Genomic DNA, 17741 nt, shown 5'->3' with positions numbered 1-17741 from the left:
AAACTCCTGTTATTTCGCGCCGGGAAGCTTGGTGCCGGTGACCTGCGCATACATCCGCGCCACCGACGCATCGTCGTCACGGCCCATGCCAGCGGCCGATGTCATCAAAAACATCTGCAAGGCCGCGGCCGAGACCGGCACCGGGAAGCGCGCAGTGCGCGCCATGTCCTGGATGATGCCGAGGTCTTTGACGAAAATCTCCACCGCGCTGCGCGGCGCATAATCGCCGTCGAGCACGTGCGGGATGCGGTTCTCGAACATCCAGGAATTGCCGGCGGAGGCGGTGATCACCTCATAGACCTTGCGGATGTCGAGTCCCTGCTTGGCGGCAAACGCGATCGCCTCCGACGCCGCCGCGATGTGCACGCCGGCCAGCAGCTGGTTGATCATCTTGAACGCCGCGCCCTGGCCAGCCGCATCGCCGAGCTCGTAGAGCTTTGCCGCCATCGCATCCAGCGCCGGCCGCGCCTTGGCGAACGCCGCCGCGCTGCCGGAAGCGAGAATGGTCAGTTCGCCCTGCGCCGCGCGCTGCGCGCCGCCGGAGATCGGGGCATCGAGATAGTGCCGGCCGGTCGCCTCGAGCTGTTTTGCCAGCCGCCGCGCGATATCGGGGTCCATGGTCGCCGAGGAGATGAAGACCGCATCCCTGGCCATGGTCTCGGCGCCGCCGCCCTTGCCGAACAGGATGGCCTCGGTCTGCGCCGCATTGACGACGACGCTGACGACGATATCGGCATCCTTGGCCGCCTCGGCCGGAGAGCTGGCGCCCTTGCCGCCATCGGCCACGAAGCGTGCGACGGCATCGGACGAGACGTCGCAGCCGGTCACCTCGAGACCGGCCCGCCTGAGCGAGGTCGCCATGCCGTATCCCATCGACCCCAGCCCGATGACGGCGACGCGTGGTGTTGCGGAACTGGACATGCGGCGATCCTCAAATTTTTACTTGTTAGAGCATGATTGCCGTTTTCCGGATCATGCTCGTTACTGCTTGCGTAACACGGCTTGGCCGCGCTGCCAAAGCATGAGACAAAGCGGAAAACGGATGGCGCCATGAGCGAGCCGGAACAGGCGAAACCGGATGAGCGAGACAAAGCTTCGTGAGGACATTTGCCGCTTCGGCCGCTCGCTGTTCGAGCGCGGGCTGACGCCGGGCTCCTCGGGCAATATCAGCGTCCGGCTCGACGACGGCGGCTGGCTGGTGACACCGACCAACGCCTCGCTCGGCTTCCTCGATCCGGCGAAAATGTCGCGGCTCGACGGCAACGGCCGGCTGGTCTCCGGCGATGCCCCGACCAAGGAAGTGCCGCTGCACACCGCGCTCTACCAGACCCGCACGAGCGCCGGCGCCGTGGTGCACCTGCACTCGACCCATTCGGTCGCGCTCTCGATGCTGCCCGAGATCGACCCGCGCGCCGCACTGCCGGCGATGACGGCCTATTACGTGATGAAATGCGGCCAGACCGCGCTGGTGCCCTATTATCGCCCCGGCGATCCCGTCGTTGCCGACGCGATCAGGGGGCTGGCCGGGAAATATTCATCGGTGCTGCTCGCCAATCACGGCCCCGTCGTGTCGGGCGACACGCTGGAGGCCGCGGTGTTCGCAACCGAGGAGCTGGAAGAAACCGCAAAGCTTTATCTGCTGCTGCGCGGGCTGAACCCGCGGTATCTGTCGCCGGAACAGGTCAAGGAGTTGACCAAGGTGTTCGGGTTGACGTTGCCGGAACACGGGCATGATTGAACATTTGATCGGACAACCGAAAGCAACGATCGAATATCTGGCTGACCATCCAGCACTCGTGCCAACGATCGCGGCATGGCAGCACGCGCAATTCGGCTACCTCACGCCGGCGGCCACGCTCGAAGATCGAACCGAGAGGCTCCGTCGATCGCTCCAGAAAGACGCGCTGCCGATGGCGATTGTGGCATTGAGCGAGGACGGGACGCCGTTGGGATCGGCCGGCATCCTTGCGGCGAGCATCATCCACAAGCATCTGACGCCGTGGCTGTCCTCGGTATACGTGCCCCGGGAACATCGCGGACAGGGAATCGCCTCCGCATTGAGTCTGCGCGCCATCGATGAAAGCGCCAAACTGGGATTCGACCGGCTGTACTTGTTCACCCCGCACAGCGAAGCGATGTATGCGCGGCTGGGCTGGAAGACCTTCGAACGGATCGAATACAACGGAACGCCCCTCACCCTCATGGAAAGAAGCGCGTCACTGCAACAGGTGTAGGGATCTACTGACTAGACCTAGCAGAGGTGAGACATGCGGAGGACAGTCATGACGAAGTTCACAGGCTTGGCATTCGCGGCTCTGTTCGTCGGCGGCCTGGCGGGATCCACTGCGCAGGCCGAGGAGACCTTGCAGGACCTGCTTGCGGTCCAGCTGCGCGCGCAGGGCTATGCCTGCGACAAGCCGCTCAAGGCCGAACGGGACGACAAGCTCTCCAAGCCCGACAACGAGGCCTGGACCCTGACCTGCAGCAACGCGACCTACCGCGTCAGCCGCGTGCCCGACCTCGCGGCCAAAGTCGAAAAGGTCGAACAGGGCAAGTAGGATGCGTGGGCTGGATTCGTAGCCCGCATGAGCGCAGCAATATGCGGGACGCCCCGGATGTCGCTTCCGCCTTCGCTCTTCGAGCTACGGCGGACAAGTCGCTCATCCGGGCTACGAGCCGAACACCGCGCCACAAATTCCGGCGTCATCCTGAGGTGCGCGCCTCTTCGGCGCGCCTCGAAGGATAGCCGCGGACGCACTTGTGGCCATCCTTCGAGGCTCGCCCAGCGGCGCAATTGCGCCGCAAGGCTCGCACCTCCAGCGACAAAGGCTTCGCCTTTGCGCGGGGATGACGTCGGAGTGCGCGGAGATATTTTTCCGCTACAATCCCAGATACGCCTTGCGCACGTCGGGATTGCCGCTGATCTCGGCGGCGGTGCCCTGCATCAGCACGCGGCCGGTCTGCAGGATGTAGGCGCGGTCGGCGATCTCCAAACACTCGGCCATGCGCTGCTCGACGATCAGAACCGTCATGCCGGCGTCGCGGATGCGCTTCACGGCCTGGAAGATCTCGTCGACCAGCTTCGGCATGATGCCCTGCGACGGCTCGTCGAGCATCAGAAGCCGCGGCCGCGTCATCAGCGCCCGGCCGATCGCGAGCATCTGCTGCTCGCCGCCGGACAAAGTCTCGGCGCGCTGGTCGAGCCGCTCGGCGAGCCGCGGGAACAGCTGGAACACCAGATCGAGCGGCGCGTCGCGATTGGCCTCGCTGCGATAGAGGTAGCTGCCGAGCCGCAGATTGTCGTGCACCGAGAGCCGCGGAAACAGCCGGCGGTTTTCCGGCACGAAGGCGATGCCGCTTGACGTGATGACGTGCTGCGGCTGGCCGTCGATGCGCTTGCCGTCGAAGGTGACGGTCCCTGCGCGCGGCCGCTCGGCACCGGCGATCGATTTGAGCAGCGTCGACTTGCCTGCACCGTTGGCGCCGGCGACGCAGACGATCTCACCCTTGGTGACGTCGATCGACACCGAAGAGATCGCAACCAGGCCCTGATAGGCGGTGGTGACTTCACGCACCGACAGCATGACGATCCCCGAGATAGGCAGAAATGACCTCTGGATTGCGGACGACCTCGGCGGGCTTGCCCTCGACGAGCACCTTGCCGAGATTGAGCACGATGGCGCGGTCGACCAGCGGCATCACGATCTCCATCACATGCTCGACCATCAGCACAGTGACGCCGGTGGCGCGGACCTTGCGCACCAGTTCGACGCCGGTCTGCGCCTCGACCGGGGTCAGACCGGTCAAAACTTCGTCGAGCAGCAGGAGTTTCGGCTCGGTCGCCAGCGCACGCGCGACTTCGAGACGGCGCTTCTCCGACGGGACGAGGTCGGCGGCAAGCTTTTCGGCGCGCGCCGCAAGGCCGCAGAACTCCAGCACCTCGTAGGCCTTCTGCCGCGCAACGCGCATCTTCGTGTTGCGGATCAGCGCGCCGACGATGACATTGTCGATCACGGTCATGGTCTCGAAGCTCTTGACCACCTGGAAGGTGCGTCCGACGCCGCGCTGGCAGCGTTCCGCTGCCGGCAGCCGGGTGACGTCCTCGCCGTCGAAGATGATCGAACCTTGGGTCGGCGGCAGTACGCCCGCGATCAGATTGAACAGCGTCGACTTGCCGGCGCCGTTCGGGCCGATCAGGCCGACGATCTCGCCGCGCCCGACCGAGATCGAGACATCGCTGTTGGCGACGAGGCCGCCGAAGCGCTGCCAGACGCCGCGGGTTTCCAACAATGCCGTCATCGCGCGGCCTCCTTGCGCCAAGGGACCTTGCCGAACACGCTGACCAGACCGCGCGGCAGCGCGAGCGAGATCAAGACGATCAGCGTGCCGTAGACGATCAGGTCGACGCCGCGCCCCGAACCGCCGACGAACGAGCGCGTCAGCTCGGTGAGCGGGATCAGGATGACGGCGCCGAGCACCGGCCCCCACAGCGTGCCGATGCCGCCGAGCACCGCGGGCAGTGCCATCAGCAGCGAGAACTGGAAGCCCATCACGCTTTCAGGATCGATATAGGAGACGAACTGGGCGTAGAAGCCGCCGCCGACCGCGACCAGGAATGCCGAGACCGCCGCGGCGCCCATCTTGGAATTGAACACGACCACGCCGAGGCTTTCGGCGGCATCGGGATTGTCCTTTACCGCGCGCCACCAATAGCCCCATTTGGAGTCCTCCAGCCACCAGGTGACGAACCAGGCGACGCAGGCGAGCGCCAGCGCGAAGTAGAAATATGGCAGCTTGGATCGGGCGAACTGGAATTTCAGCCAGCTGTCGCCGCGCATCGGAATCGTGATGCCGAGCGCGGCACCTGCCCAATCCCAGTTCTGGATCAACAACAGCGCGATCTCGGCGATCACGATGGTCGCGATCACGAAATAATGCCCGCGCAGCCGGAAGCAGGGATAGCCGAGCGCCATCGCGATCAAGGCGGAGATCACCCCGCCCGCCAGCATGCCGAACCACGGCAGCACGCCGAACTTGGTGAACAGCAGCGCGGTGGTATAGGCGCCGAGCCCGAAATACAGCGCATGGCCGAGCGAGATCTGCCCGCAATAGCCGGACAATATGTTCCAGCTCTGCGACAGCGCGGCATACATCAGGGTCAGCACCATGATGTTCTGGACGTAGACGTCCTTGACGAACAGCGGCACCAGCGCGGCGATCACCGCCAGGCAAAGCGCCACGATCAGGTCACGCCTGCGGCGTTGGGCGAAGTGGGTGTCCATCACATCGATCCGAACAGGCCACGCGGGCGGATGAAGACGACCAGCAGATAGACGGCGTAGATGCCGACCGACTTCAGCGACGGCGGCAGGATCAGCGCAGTGCTCGCCTCCACCAGTCCGACGATGATGCCACCGGCAAAGGCGCCGAACACGCTGCCGAAGCCGCCGAGCGCCACGGTGACATATGCGATCAGGGCAAAGGAAGCGCCGACGTCAGGATAGATGTAGAAGAAGGTCGCCATGATCGCGCCGGCAAGCCCGACCAGCGCCGCACCAAGGCCCCAGCCCAGCGCGAACACGCGGTTCTTGTCGATGCCGACCAGGGCCACCGCCCCGGCATCCTCGCGTGTCGCTTCCAGCGCACGGCCGAAATCGGTACGGTTGATGAAGAAATAGAGCGCAACGAAGGCCGCGATCGAGACCAGCGCGCCGACCAATTGCGGCACGGGCAGGTAGATGCCGGCAACCGAGATCGTCTTGCCGCCGAGCCAGGAGTGGGTGACGCTGCGATAATCGGGCGTGAAGAAGAACTGCGCCAGACCCCGCATCACGATGGCAAGGCCGAAGGTCGAGAAGATCTGCACCATGCCGGCATTGGCCTTCGCCCGCACCGCGAAGCGAACGATCAGGAGATAAACCACCGCGCCGAACACGAACAAGGCGGCGGCGACCAGCGGCGCCGACAGCAACGGGTCAATCGCAAAGAACGCGAACAGGAAGAAGGTCGCGTACATCGCGATCATCAGGAATTCGCCGTGCGCGAAATTCACGACGTCCATCAGCCCGAAGATCAATGCGAGGCCGGCTGCGATCAGTCCATAGAGCAGCCCCATCAGAAGGCCGCTCGCCAGACTCTGGATAATGGCTTGGGCGGTCACGGCTGACGCCTCGCGACGCCTGCCATGCCATCACGTGTTGTTGCCGGCGAAGCGGAGCAAGCCATCGCCCCGCGAGCAAGACTGCGTTGCGCCGCCGCTTCGCTCCTCGCAATGACGAAATGCGCGGTGCGCTGAATGATCTCTTTCGCTGTCATAGTGCTTGCTCCCCCCGCCCCTTGCGCCATCCCGGCCTATTTCATCGGCCAGACCGCGTCGGCGATCGCGGCCTGCGGCGGGAAGATGGTGACAAACTTGCCGCCGACATATTGCAGCAGCACCGGATCGGCGTCGTTGTTCTGGCCCATGTCGTCGAACTTGACCCGCTTCCAGGGCATGATGGTCTGCTCGCCCGGAATGTCGGTCGCGACCAGCGCTTCGCGGATCTTCTCGCCATCGGTCGACTTGGCGCGGTTGATGGCGTCGGCCATCACGATCAGGCCCATGAACTGGCGCGAGGTGAGATCGTTGAAGTCCTTGCCCGAACGTTCCTTGAACATGGCGTTGAGCTTGCCGACCATCGGACGCTTGGTGGCGAGGTCGAGCGAGAAGGTGCCGCGCGAGATCACGCCTTCCAGCTTGTCGCCGACCGCGTCATACAGCGCCTTTTCGGAAAAGCCCGCATCCTGAGCGACGATCGCATTCGGCTTGTAGCCGAGTTCGGCCATGGTCTTGACCAGCAGGATGCCGTCCGTCGTATAGCTCGACGGCATCAGCACGTCGGCATTCGCGGTTTTCAACTGCTGCACCTCGGCCGACAGCGACGGCGAATTGGCGCGGTACTTGATATCGGCGACGATCTTGTAGCCGCGTTCGCCGGCGATCTTGGTCTGGGCGTTGCCGGAGTCGGTGCCGAAGATGGTATCCTCGTGGAACAGCGACAGCGTCTCGATCTTGGTGCCCTTCTTCTTCATCGCATCGTAGAAATCGAACATCGCGGCCGAGTACATCTCGTCATGCGGCGCCGCGCGGAAATAGAACTTCAAGCCGCGGCGATGCAGGCTCGGCGAGGAATTGTCGGCCGAGAGGAACGGGACGCCGTAGCGTTCGCAGATCTGGCTGACGGTGACCGCGACCGCGCTCTGATAGGTGCCGATCACGGCGCAGACCTTCTCCTGCGTGATCAGGCGCTCGGCTTCGGCACGGCCCTTCTGCGGATCGGCCTGGTGGTCGGCAAACACGAGACGGATCTTGGCGCCGCCGAGGCCCGGCAGGCCCGCGCCCTTGGCGAGCGGCAGGTCGAAATCATGGTCCTTGTTGATGACGTCGAGCGCGGTCTCATAGGCCTTCTGCGCATCGACGCCCTGCTGCGCGCTGCCGCCGGAGAACGGATAGATGATGCCAATGACGACTTCGGAGGTTTGCGCGCGGGCCACGATCGGTGCCAGCGCGGCGGCGGAGGCGCCAAGCAATACGTTACGGCGAGAGATCATCATTCGAAATTCCCCTTGATCAGCTTTGTTCTTAATCGATGTGATGCTTGTAGCGCGCAGTAAAGCCTCAATGAATTGCACGAATTGCCTATTCAGAGCACAGCGAGCTGCTTGTTCCTGAGATCGGTCACCAGCATCAGGCCGGGCGAATGCGTGATCGCGAACGGCAGCTTCGCACTTGCGATCACCGATTGCGGGGTCACGCCGCAGGCCCAGAACACCGGGATCTCGTCGTCGGCCACCGGCACCGCATCGCCATAGTCGGGCTTGGCGATATCCTTGATGCCGATCGCATGCGGATGGCCGAGATGGACCGGCGCGCCATGCACCGACGGGAAGCGCGAGGTGATCTGCACCGCGCGGATCGCATCTGCCGGCTTGAACGGGCGCATCGACACCACCATGGGTCCCGCGAACGGCCCCGACGGGCTGCAGGCGATGTTGGTGCGGTACATTGGCACACGCAGATTGCGTTCGATATGACGGATCGGCAGTCCCTCATCGAGCAGCGCCTCTTCGAACGAGTACGAGCAGCCGAGCACGAAGGTGACGAGATCGTCGCGCCAGTATTTCGTGATGTCGGTGGGCTCGTCGGCCACCTCGCCGTCGCGCCAGACCCGGTAGCGCGGCACGTCGGTGCGGATGTCGAGGTCGAGGCCGAGCGCGGGGATACGGGGATCGCCGACATCGGACATGCCGATGATCGGGCACGGTTTCGGATTGAGCTGGCAGAACCGGTGGAAGGCGCCGGCAAGCTTTTCCGGCAGGATCGCGAGATTGCCCTGGACGAACCCGTTGGCGAGACCGGCTGTCGTGGCCGAGGCCACACCGTCGCGGCAGGCGCGCCGCGCCTCGACGCTCGCCGGCACAGGTTCACCCTGAGATCGCTGCACTGCCGCAAAAACAGTCATGGGAGGCTCCTGCCCATAATCTCGACAAGGACAAACCAACACCAAGCGTGATATAATGTCTAATCGTCCTTTCTAATCAAAATCGATAAATGGAATTTATCGATCGGGGATATGCTTCCGATGACGGACTTCCGCTCGATCGAAACCTTCCTCTGGGTCGTCAAGCTCGGCAGCTTCCGCGGCGCCGCCCAGCGGCTCAACACCACCCAGCCGGCGATCTCCCAGCGCATTGCCCAGCTCGAGCGCGAGATGGGCGTCAAGCTGTTGAACCGCGACCATCGCGTGGCCTCGCCGACGCCGAGCGGCCGGCTGATGATGACCTATGCCGAGAAGCTGATCGGCCTGCGCTCGGAGATGATGGCCGAGGTCGGCGACCGTTCGGCGATGCGCGGTGCGCTGCGGCTCGGTGTCGCGGAGACCATCGTGCACACCTGGCTGCCGCGGCTGGTCAAGAGCGTCAACGAAATCTATCCGAACCTGTCGCTCGAGATCGAGGTCGACATCACGCCGAACCTGACCCCGCGGCTGCTGGCGCAGGAGATCGAGCTCGCCTTCGTGCTCGGACCGGTCTCGGCCTCCGGCGTGCATAACCATGTGCTGTGCGATTATCCGATCGGCTTCCTGGCCAGCCCGGCGCTCGGCCTCGGCGACGGCCCGGTGGCGCGGCAGGATCTGGCGCGGTTTCCGATCATCACCTTTCCGCGCAAGACCCAGCCCTATGAGACCGTGCGCGCATTGTTCAACGCCCCCGATCTGCCGCCGATCCGGCTGCATGCCTCGACCTCGCTCGCAACCGTGATCCATATGGCCAATGAAGGCCTTGGCATTGCGGTGATTCCATCGGCGATCGTCGAGAACGAGCTTGCCGACGGGCGGTTGCAACTGCTCGATACCGACCTCAAGCTGCCGCCCCTCACCTTCACCGCAAGCTGGCTCGCCTCCCCCGATGCGGTCGCCATCGAGCGCGTCGCTCATCTCGCGAGGCAGATCGCGCAGGCGAGCGTGGCGGTTGACGCGGTGGAAGCGGCGCGTCATTGAACAAGTGCCGGATAATCAAACGTCATTCCGGGGATGCGTCAGCATCGAACCCGGAATCTCGAGATTCCGGGTTCGGCTCTTCGAGCCACCCCGGAATGACAGCTGAAATGGACTGACGACATGAGCCGAGCCGCGACCAACCTGCAGATCGATTCCGCCCGCCTCTGGGGCAGCATCCACGAAACCGCGCAGTTCGGCGCAACAGCGAAGGGCGGGGTGCGGAGGCTGACGCTGAGCGCCGAGGACAAGCAGGTGCGCGACTGGTTCCGCAAGGCGTGCGAGAACGCCGGCCTCGAAGTGCAGGTCGATGCGCTCGGCTCGATGTTCGGGTTGAGGAAAGGACGGGATATGTCGAAGCCGCCGATCGGCGTCGGCTCGCATCTCGACACCCAGCCGACCGGCGGGAAATATGACGGCATCCTCGGCACGCTGGCCGGGCTCGAACTGGTGCGCACGCTCAACGATGCCGGCATCGAGACTGAGCTGCCGATCTGCATCTGCAACTGGACCAATGAGGAAGGCTCGCGCTTTGCGCCGGCGATGATGGCCTCGGCCGCCTATGTCGGCGATTTCACCACCGACGACATCCTGTCGCGCAAGGACGCCGAAGGCGTCACGGTGGCGCAGGCACTCGACTCGATTGGTTATCGCGGCGATGCCCCGGTCGGCCGCCAGAAATTCACCAGCTTCGTCGAGCTGCATATCGAGCAGGGCCCGATCCTGGAGGCCGAGGGCAAGACCATCGGCGTGGTCGATTCCGGCCAGGGCGTGTTGTGGTACGACGGCAAGATCACCGGCTTCGAGAGCCATGCCGGCTCGACCCCGATGCCGCTGCGCCGCGATGCGCTGGCGACGCTGTCGGAGATCGTGCTGGCGATGGAAAGCATCGCCAAAAAGCATGGCCCGAAGGCGGTTGGCACCATCGGCGAGGCGGTGATCGCTGCGCCCTCGCGCAACGTCATCCCCGGCGAGATCGCCTTCACGGTGGATTGCCGCAGCGCCGATGCCGCGATCATGGATGCGCTGGATCGCGACCTGCGGGCAGCGGTCACCGAGATCGCCGCGCGGCGCAAGGTCGAGGTTCAGCTCGATCTGGTCTGGCGCAAGGCGCCGACGCATTTCGATCCGAAGCTGGTCGACGCCGTGGAGAACGCGGCCAAGCAGCTCGGCTATTCGCATCGCCGCATCACCTCCGGCGCCGGCCACGACGCCTGCAACCTCAACACGGTGATGCCGGCAGCGATGGTGTTCGTGGCCTGCAAGGACGGCATCAGCCATAACGAGCTGGAAGACGCGACACAGACCGATTGCGCCGCCGGCGCCAACGTCCTGATGCATACGGTGCTGGCGCTCGCCGGCGTCGCGTCGTGATCCTCTGATCCCCTTTACCTGGAGGTGCGCATGCGCGCAGTTTTCGTCGACGCCAATGAATCGCTTGCGGTGATCACGGAGCGGCTGGAGAAACCAGGCGATCCCAAGATGCGGATCAACCGCAACCCCGACATCAAGCCGGAAGACTATCCGGCGGTGCTCGACGGCGCCGAGATCGCGGTGGTCGATCACACCGCGTTGCCGACCGACATTGCCAAGAAGTGCGCCGGCCTGAAGCACGTCGTGTTCCTCGGCACCGGCGCGCGCAGCTACATGAACCCCGAAGAACTTGCCGAGCTCGGCATCGCCGTGCACCTGATCAAGGGATATGGCGACACCGCGGTCGCGGAGTCCGCGATCGCGCTGATGTGGTCGTCGGCGCGCGTGATCGCACAGATGGACCGCGAGATGCGCGCCGGCAACTGGCTGCGCGAGGACGGCATGCAGCTGACCGGCAAAACGCTCGGCCTGGTCGGCTTCGGCGGCATCGCCGCCGAAGTCGCGCGCATCGCGCTCGGCAGCGGCATGAAGGTGATCGCCTGGAACCGGTCGCCCAAGAGCCATCCGGGCATCGAATTCGTCGATCTCGACGCGGTGCTGGCAAAGAGCGACGTGGTCTCGATCCATTTGTTGCTGAACGACGAGACCCGCGGGATGATCACGCGCGACAAGATCGCAAAGATGAAGAAGGGCGTGGTGCTGATCAACACCGCGCGCGGCGCCATCGTCGACGAGCAGGCCATGATCGATGCGCTCAACTCGAGCCACATCCGCCACGCCGGCCTCGACGTCTACAACATCGAGCCGCTGCCGAAGGATCATCCGCTGACGAAAATCCCCAACGTGACGCTGTCGGCGCACTCCGCGTTCCGCACGCCCGAAGCGAGCGAGAATTTGATCCATGCGGCGTGGGAGCATTGCCGAAGGATCGTGAAGTAATTTAATTATCGACGTCGTCCTGGACAAGCGAGCGTAGCGAGCGCGATCCAGGACCTATTACCACCGGCCTGTGTCATCGCGCAGGGCGGTGGTCAGGCCTATCAAGACAACAAGCACTCGGGGTAATGGGTCCTGGCTTCCGCCAGGACGACCCCGTGATTGACAGCGCAGCTTAATCCACCATCTCCGCGACGGCCTTGCCGCAGGCCGTGGTGTCGGCGTTGCCGCCGAGATCGCGGGTGCGCAGCGTGCGTTCGCCGAGGGTGCGCTCGATCGCGCCGACGATGGCGTCCGCCGCCTGCTTCTCGCCGAGATGCTCCAGCATCATCGCGCCCGACCAGATCATGCCGATCGGGTTGGCGATGCCTTGGCCCGCAATATCAGGCGCCGAGCCGTGCACCGGCTCGAACACCGAGGGAAAATCGCCTTCAGGATTGATGTTGCCCGACGGCGCGATGCCGATCGTGCCGGTGCAGGCCGGGCCGAGGTCGGAGAGGATGTCCCCGAACAGATTGGAGCCGACCACGACGTCGAACCAGTCCGGATGCAGCACGAAGTTCGCGGTGAGGATGTCGATGTGGTACTTGTCCCACTTCACACCCGGATATGTCTTGGCCATCGCCTCCACGCGCTCGTCCCAATAGGGCATCGTGATGGAGATGCCGTTCGACTTGGTCGCCGAGGTCAGATGCTTCTTCGGCCGCGACCGCGCCAGATCGAACGCGAATTTCAGGATGCGGTCGACGCCGATGCGGGTCATTACCGTCTGCTGTGTCACGAATTCGCGGTCGGTGTCCGGGAACATGCGGCCTCCGACCGAGGAATACTCACCCTCGGTGTTCTCGCGCACCACCCAGAAATCGATGTCGCCGGGCTTGCGGTTCGCCAGCGGCGACGGCACGCCGGGCATCAGCCGCACCGGGCGCAGATTGACGTACTGGTCGAATTCGCGGCGGAATTTGATCAGCGAACCCCACAACGAAATATGGTCAGGTATTTTCGCCGGCCAGCCGACCGCGCCGAAATAGATCGCGTCATGCTTGCCGATCTTGTCCTTCCAGTCGGCCGGCATCATCTCGCCGTGCTTCTCGTAATAGTCGTAGGAGGCGAAGTCGAAATGGTCGAACTTCACGTCGACGCCGTGCTTCTTCGCCGCCGCTTCGATGACGCGCAGGCCTTCCGGCATCACTTCCTTGCCGATGCCGTCGCCGGGAATGACCGCAATCCGATACTGCTTCTTGCTGCTCATCGAGAACACCCTTGTGATTTGCCCGGCCGGCAATGCCGCCTATTCTGATGGCCCTGCAATGGACCAAACTTCGCGCCAGCGCAACGCTGCAGTGCAGTGTTGACCGCGGCGCGACCCTGCCCCACCAAATTCGCCGATATCCGTTCCTCATAACAAGCGAGACATCCCATGGATCTGCATCTGCGCGGCAAACGTGTCCTGATCACCGGCGCCTCCAAGGGCATTGGCGCGGCCGCCGCCGAAGCCTTTGCCGAGGAAGGCGCCAACCTGCTGCTCGCCGCCCGCAACCGCGACCAGCTCAAGGCGCTGGCCGAGCGGCTGCGCTCCGCGCACCAGATCGATGCCGCGATCAGCGTGGTCGATCTGCGCAAGTCCGAGGATCTTGCCCGGCTGGCCAAGGAGGCTGCCGACATCGATATCCTGGTCAACAATGCCGGCGACATCCCCGGCGGCTCGATCGACAAGATCGATGAGGCGACCTGGCGGCACGCCTGGGAACTCAAGGTGTTCGGCTACGTCAATTTGACGCGCGCGATCTATGCCCAGATGAAGGCGCGCGGCGGCGGCGTTGTTGTCAACGACATCGGCGCGGCCGGCGAGAGGTTCGACGCCAACTATATCTGCGGCAGCGCCGGCAACGCGGCGCTGATGGCGTTCACCCGCGCGCTCGGCGGCAAGAGTCTCGCCGACAACATCCGCGTCGTCGGCATCAACCCCGGCCCTGTCGGCACCGACCGTCACGTCACCCTGCTCAAGACCCGCGCCAAGCACCAGTTCGGCGACGAGAACCGCTACAAGGAATTCCAGAAAGGCATGCCGCTCGGCCGTCCCGCGCATGCGCGCGAGATCGGCGACCTGATGGCGTTTTTGGCGTCCGACCGCGCGGGGTATACGTCGGGCGTGATCTACACGGTCGATGGGGGGCTGACGTCGGGGTGGGGCTAGTCCGAGATCGTGCCACTTGTTCCACCGTCATCCCCGCGCAATGGCTTCGCCATTGTCGCTGGAGGAGCCGCGAAGCGGCGTCTCGAAGGATGGGCCACGGGCTGCGTCATCCTTCGAGGCGCGCCGAAGAGGCTCGCACCTCAGGATGACGCGGTCCGCTCGAACAATTGCCGGATCAGCGTCGTGATCCGGCCCTGCGGCGCCTGCATCTGGTGCATGATCGAGAAATGATCGGCGCCGGGGATCTCTTCATAGGTCACCGGCAAGCCGTAGTGGGCGCGATGGCCGGCGAAATCGGCGGTCTGCTTGCGCAGCAGCGACAGCTCGGCGCTGCCGACCACCAGCGACAGCGGCTTTGACGTACCGCCCTGCTGCATCATCGGCGAATTGCGCCGCGATGCGGCTTCGTCGAGCTTGAGCTTTTCGTTGAGGTAGGAGTGCCTGATCGGCTCGAGGTCGTAGATGCCTGAGATCGCCATGCCGGCCCGAACATGGGCGTTCGACAGCGCCATCGATGTCAAATGTCCACCCGCCGACCAGCCCGACACGACCATGCCATCGGCAGCGGCACCGAGGCCCGGCAATTGCTGCGCAAGAAAATCGATCCCGGCATGAATCTCGGCGACGATCTCATCGAGCGTCGCATCCGGCGCCAGCGTGTAGCCAATCAGCGCGACATTGATGCCGTGCGCCATCGGCCCCTCGGCGAAGATCGTGAACACTTCCTTGGCGCGGGTCTGCCAGTAGCCGCCGTGGATGAACAGCAGCGTCGGCGCGCCGTCGTGCGCCTTGAGGAAATCGATCCGGTTGCGCTCACGCGGGCCGTATCTGAGATCGAGATGATCGGAATGCTGCTGCCGCAGCGCCGCCGAGCGCTGCTCCCAGCCGGCGGCGATCTCGGCACTGCCCTTGACGGCGACGCCGTTGTTCAGGCCGAGGTCGCGCTCCTGCTGGCTCATCGCGCGCCAGTCCAGCGCGGAAAACAACTCTGCCATCCCTGCTCCCTCGGTTCTCGTCGCATTGCCACAACGGCAGGAAATGTTCTACAGCACAAGCAAACAGAACACATAGGAGCAACGGTGCATGGCTGATCAGGGCTTGGTGAAGGAAACGGCGTGTGCCGTCGTCGGGAAACTGAAGGCCGGTGACGTCACGCCGCTCGATCTGCTCGATGTGCTGGAAAAGCGCATCGCCGAGGTCGACGGCAAGGTCAACGCCCTGCCCACACTCTGCTTCGATCGCGCCCGCAGCCACGCCAAGGCCCTGATGCAGAAGCCGGTCGGCGAGCGCGGCCTGCTCGCCGGCCTTCCCGTTCCGATCAAGGATCTCACCGCCGTGTCAGGCGTGCTGACCACGCTGGGCTCGCCGATCTTCAAGGACAACATCCCGGCGAAGTCCGACATCCTGGTCGAGCGCCTCGAAGAGAATGGCGGCGTGATCTACGCCAAGTCGAACACGCCGGAATTCGGCGCCGGCGCCAACACCTTCAACGAGGTGTTCGGCCCGACCCGCAATCCCTGGGATACGTCGCGCTCGGCCGCAGGCTCCTCCGGCGGCGCCGCGGCGGCACTGGCGAGCGGCACCGCGTGGCTCGCCCACGGCTCCGACATGGGCGGCAGCTTGCGCAACCCCGCAAGCTTCTGCGGCATCGTGGGCTTGCGGCCGTCAATCGGCCGCGTCGCGCACACGCCGAAATTCGGCGTCGACCGCACGCTCGGCGTGCAGGGACCGATGGCGCGCAATGTCGAAGACCTCGCGTTGCTGCTGGACGCAATGAGCGGCGAGCATGCCGCCGATCCGCTGTCGCTGCCCGCGCTGCCGACATCGTTCCTCTCGGCGACACGCTCCGGCAGCAAGCCGAAGCGCATTGCCTATTCGCCCGATCTCGGCATCACGCCCGTTGATCCCGAGGTCAAGGCGGTGACCCGCAAGGCGGCGGAGCGTTTTGCGGAAGCCGGCGCGATCGTCGAGGAAGCCCATCCCGATTTGCGCGAGGCCCATGAATGCTTCCACGTGCTGCGCGCGTTCGATTTCGCGATCAGCAAGGCCGAACTGCTGCGCACCAAGCGCGACCTGCTCAAGCCCGAGGTGATCTGGAACATCGAGGAAGGCCTCAAGCTCACGGTCGAGAAGCTCGAGCGCGCTGAAGCGCAGCGCGTCGCGATGACCGCACGTGCGCTCGAATTCTTCGAGACCTACGATCTGCTGCTGGCGCCCGCGACCATCGTGCCGCCATTCCCGATCGAGAACCGCTATGTCGCCGAATGCGACGGCAAGGCGTTCGACAATTACGTCGAATGGCTCGGCATCGTCTATGCGATCACGCTGGCCTGCTGCCCGGCGCTGTCGCTGCCCTGCGGCTTCACCGCGTCGGGCCTGCCGGTCGGCCTGCAGGTGGTCGCCAAACCGCGCGCCGAGGCGCAGCTTCTGGCTGGTGCGAAGGTGCTGGAGGATGTTCTGGGCGTGCGCGGCACCACTCCGATCGATCCGCGGCCGCCGAGATAAAGCAGCCTAAAGCGCGATGAGATTGGGTTGAATCATCATCGCGCTTTAGCTCTTTGTTTGAGCATGATCTTCTCGGAAAACCGCTTCGCACTTTTCCGGATCATGCTCTACGCCTTGTCTTCCGTCGCCTTGAGCGCGACGGTGAGTGCGTGCTTGGTCTGCTCGACGATCTCGTCCAACAGCTCCTCGCGGCTGATCTGGGCGGACTCGCCGGTGAGCAGGCCCTGCTCGGCGAGCATTACGATACCGTGCAGCCCGGCCCAGATCTTCAGCGCCTGGCGCTCGCGCAACAGCCCGACGGCCGGCGCCTCGAACGACTCGATCAGCAGCGCCAGCGTGTCCATCGCCGCGGTGTGCAGCTCACTGCCAACAGGCGCGCAGGCCATGGTGCGCGATGCGAACATCAGCCGGTAGATGCCGTGGCGCTGGAGCCCGAAGGCCAGCGCGGCCTGGGCAAACCGCGACAGTTTCGATCCCTTGCCCGGCTGCTCGATCGCCTCGCGCATGATCACGTTGAACTGCCGGAACGCTTCCGCGGTCACCGCCTCGAGCAGCGCCTCGCGGTCGGCGAAATGCCGGTACGGCGCCGGCTGCGAGACGCCGAGCTGCTTGGCCAGCGCCTTGATGCTGATTGCTTCGGGACCACCAAGCTCGACCTCGCGCAACGCGGCCTGAATCAGGGCTTCGCGGAGGTCGCCATGGTGGTAGGTTTTGAACGGCTTACGAATGATTTGTCCCATTGCGGCAATGATCGCTGAATTTTTGCTTGACGCGCAAGCGCGACGATAATGTAATATGCTATAACTTGGTGGTCAGGTTAAGAGCCCGGCCGCCCAAGCAAGCTAGAACTTGCGTAATCAAGACATGAGGAACCCGGCGCGCCCTGCGGTGCGCCAGAGCCGAGGGAGAGTGCTTGCATGTCCAAGCTCAGAATCCGCGTCGACCAGGACAAATGCCAGGGTCACGCCCGCTGCAAATCACTCGCCCCCGAACTGTTCGAGCTCGACGAATACGGCAATGCCCATGAGGCCGGCGACGGGACCGTTCCGGCCGGGCTCGAGGACAAGGCCTGGCTCGCGCAGACCAATTGCCCGGAAATCGCGATCGAAGTCACCGAGGAATGACGGCCAAAAGGGGCGGCCGCGCGCCTCCCGTTGAGCCCAAGCGTTTGATCGAACGAGAAGGAACGAGCT

General features: G+C 64.4%; 19 protein-coding genes. 9 read left to right on the top strand and 10 right to left on the bottom strand.

Annotated features, from left to right (window positions below; translation table 11 throughout):
- Positions 1 to 9: 9 nt before the first annotated feature.
- Positions 10 to 921, bottom strand: coding sequence for an L-threonate dehydrogenase (gene ltnD, locus V5279_RS14220; protein ID WP_338698267.1), 912 nt, complete (start codon positions 919 to 921; stop codon positions 10 to 12).
- A gap of 157 nt (positions 922 to 1078) precedes the next feature.
- Between ltnD and V5279_RS14215 the strand changes: the two genes are divergently transcribed.
- Genes V5279_RS14215 through V5279_RS14205 form a run of 3 tightly spaced genes read left to right on the top strand, consistent with a single transcriptional unit; the run spans position 1079 to position 2558 of the window.
- Positions 1079 to 1738: an aldolase gene (locus V5279_RS14215; RefSeq protein WP_338698264.1), complete on the top strand. Its 660-nt coding sequence runs from the start codon at positions 1079 to 1081 to the stop codon at positions 1736 to 1738.
- On the top strand, positions 1731 to 2234 hold the full coding sequence (locus tag V5279_RS14210) for a GNAT family N-acetyltransferase (RefSeq protein ID WP_338698261.1): 504 nt from the start codon (positions 1731 to 1733) through the stop codon (positions 2232 to 2234). The genes V5279_RS14215 and V5279_RS14210 overlap by 8 nt, the downstream gene beginning before the upstream one ends.
- Positions 2235 to 2282: 48 nt before the next feature.
- Positions 2283 to 2558 carry a hypothetical protein gene (locus V5279_RS14205; RefSeq protein ID WP_166297784.1) on the top strand — a complete coding sequence of 92 codons (276 nt, stop codon included), beginning with the start codon at positions 2283 to 2285 and terminating at the stop codon, positions 2556 to 2558.
- Positions 2559 to 2879: 321 nt separating this feature from the next.
- Here the strand turns inward: V5279_RS14205 and V5279_RS14200 are convergent, their stop codons facing one another.
- From V5279_RS14200 to V5279_RS14175, 6 genes are all read right to left on the bottom strand, one after another.
- Positions 2880 to 3584 (bottom strand): ABC transporter ATP-binding protein, encoded by a 705-nt coding sequence (locus V5279_RS14200; protein WP_166297785.1) that lies wholly within the window; start codon positions 3582 to 3584, stop codon positions 2880 to 2882.
- Positions 3568 to 4299 (bottom strand): ABC transporter ATP-binding protein, encoded by a 732-nt coding sequence (locus tag V5279_RS14195; RefSeq protein ID WP_166203615.1) that lies wholly within the window; start codon positions 4297 to 4299, stop codon positions 3568 to 3570. Before V5279_RS14195 ends, V5279_RS14200 begins: the two co-directional genes overlap by 17 nt.
- Complete coding sequence (locus tag V5279_RS14190) at positions 4296 to 5282, bottom strand: branched-chain amino acid ABC transporter permease (protein ID WP_338698257.1); 987 nt, start codon at positions 5280 to 5282, stop codon at positions 4296 to 4298. Before V5279_RS14190 ends, V5279_RS14195 begins: the two co-directional genes overlap by 4 nt.
- Positions 5282 to 6115 (bottom strand): branched-chain amino acid ABC transporter permease, encoded by an 834-nt coding sequence (locus V5279_RS14185; protein WP_234584006.1) that lies wholly within the window; start codon positions 6113 to 6115, stop codon positions 5282 to 5284. The genes V5279_RS14190 and V5279_RS14185 overlap by 1 nt, the downstream gene beginning before the upstream one ends.
- A 236-nt stretch (positions 6116 to 6351) precedes the next feature.
- Positions 6352 to 7593 carry an ABC transporter substrate-binding protein gene (locus V5279_RS14180; RefSeq protein WP_338698255.1) on the bottom strand — a complete coding sequence of 414 codons (1242 nt, stop codon included), beginning with the start codon at positions 7591 to 7593 and terminating at the stop codon, positions 6352 to 6354.
- An 89-nt stretch (positions 7594 to 7682) separates the two neighbouring features.
- The gene (locus tag V5279_RS14175) at positions 7683 to 8501 is read right to left on the bottom strand and encodes a putative hydro-lyase (RefSeq protein ID WP_057017644.1); all 819 of its coding nucleotides are present in this window, start codon (positions 8499 to 8501) and stop codon (positions 7683 to 7685) included.
- A 120-nt stretch (positions 8502 to 8621) separates the two neighbouring features.
- Here V5279_RS14175 and V5279_RS14170 point away from each other — a divergent pair, with 120 nt between their 5' ends.
- The 3 genes from V5279_RS14170 to V5279_RS14160 all read left to right on the top strand — a co-directional run bounded on the left by V5279_RS14170 (position 8622) and on the right by V5279_RS14160 (position 11849).
- Positions 8622 to 9539 carry a LysR family transcriptional regulator gene (locus V5279_RS14170; protein ID WP_338698250.1) on the top strand — a complete coding sequence of 306 codons (918 nt, stop codon included), beginning with the start codon at positions 8622 to 8624 and terminating at the stop codon, positions 9537 to 9539.
- A gap of 120 nt (positions 9540 to 9659) precedes the next feature.
- Positions 9660 to 10910: a Zn-dependent hydrolase gene (locus V5279_RS14165; RefSeq protein WP_338698248.1), complete on the top strand. Its 1251-nt coding sequence runs from the start codon at positions 9660 to 9662 to the stop codon at positions 10908 to 10910.
- A 30-nt stretch (positions 10911 to 10940) separates the two neighbouring features.
- Entirely contained in the window at positions 10941 to 11849 is a 909-nt protein-coding gene (locus tag V5279_RS14160; protein ID WP_338698246.1) for an NAD(P)-dependent oxidoreductase, read from the top strand.
- A 172-nt stretch (positions 11850 to 12021) separates the two neighbouring features.
- Here the strand turns inward: V5279_RS14160 and V5279_RS14155 are convergent, their stop codons facing one another.
- Positions 12022 to 13098, bottom strand: a complete 1077-nt coding sequence (locus V5279_RS14155; protein WP_338698244.1) for a tartrate dehydrogenase — start codon at positions 13096 to 13098, stop codon at positions 12022 to 12024.
- Between the two features lie 168 nt (positions 13099 to 13266).
- On the opposite strand from V5279_RS14155, the gene V5279_RS14150 reads away from it, so the two are divergent.
- Entirely contained in the window at positions 13267 to 14043 is a 777-nt protein-coding gene (locus tag V5279_RS14150; protein ID WP_338698242.1) for an SDR family oxidoreductase, read from the top strand.
- Positions 14044 to 14183: 140 nt separating this feature from the next.
- Here the strand turns inward: V5279_RS14150 and V5279_RS14145 are convergent, their stop codons facing one another.
- Entirely contained in the window at positions 14184 to 15038 is an 855-nt protein-coding gene (locus V5279_RS14145; protein WP_338698240.1) for an alpha/beta hydrolase, read from the bottom strand.
- A gap of 88 nt (positions 15039 to 15126) precedes the next feature.
- Between V5279_RS14145 and V5279_RS14140 the strand changes: the two genes are divergently transcribed.
- A complete protein-coding gene (locus V5279_RS14140) occupies positions 15127 to 16548 on the top strand; it encodes an amidase (protein ID WP_338698239.1) in 1422 nt (473 codons plus the stop codon).
- Positions 16549 to 16655: 107 nt separating this feature from the next.
- Here V5279_RS14140 and V5279_RS14135 read toward each other — a convergent pair whose 3' ends face one another.
- Positions 16656 to 17288 (bottom strand): TetR/AcrR family transcriptional regulator, encoded by a 633-nt coding sequence (locus tag V5279_RS14135; protein ID WP_338698237.1) that lies wholly within the window; start codon positions 17286 to 17288, stop codon positions 16656 to 16658.
- 177 nt (positions 17289 to 17465) lie between these two features.
- Between V5279_RS14135 and V5279_RS14130 the strand changes: the two genes are divergently transcribed.
- Positions 17466 to 17672: a ferredoxin gene (locus tag V5279_RS14130; protein WP_029078045.1), complete on the top strand. Its 207-nt coding sequence runs from the start codon at positions 17466 to 17468 to the stop codon at positions 17670 to 17672.
- Positions 17673 to 17741: the final 69 nt, after the last annotated feature.

The sequence above is a fragment of the Bradyrhizobium sp. 26S5 genome (assembly GCF_036923295.1).
Taxonomy (GTDB): domain Bacteria; phylum Pseudomonadota; class Alphaproteobacteria; order Rhizobiales; family Xanthobacteraceae; genus Bradyrhizobium; species Bradyrhizobium septentrionale.
The sequence above is the reverse complement of the archived record's forward strand: the minus strand, read 5'-3'. Positions and strand labels throughout refer to the sequence as shown.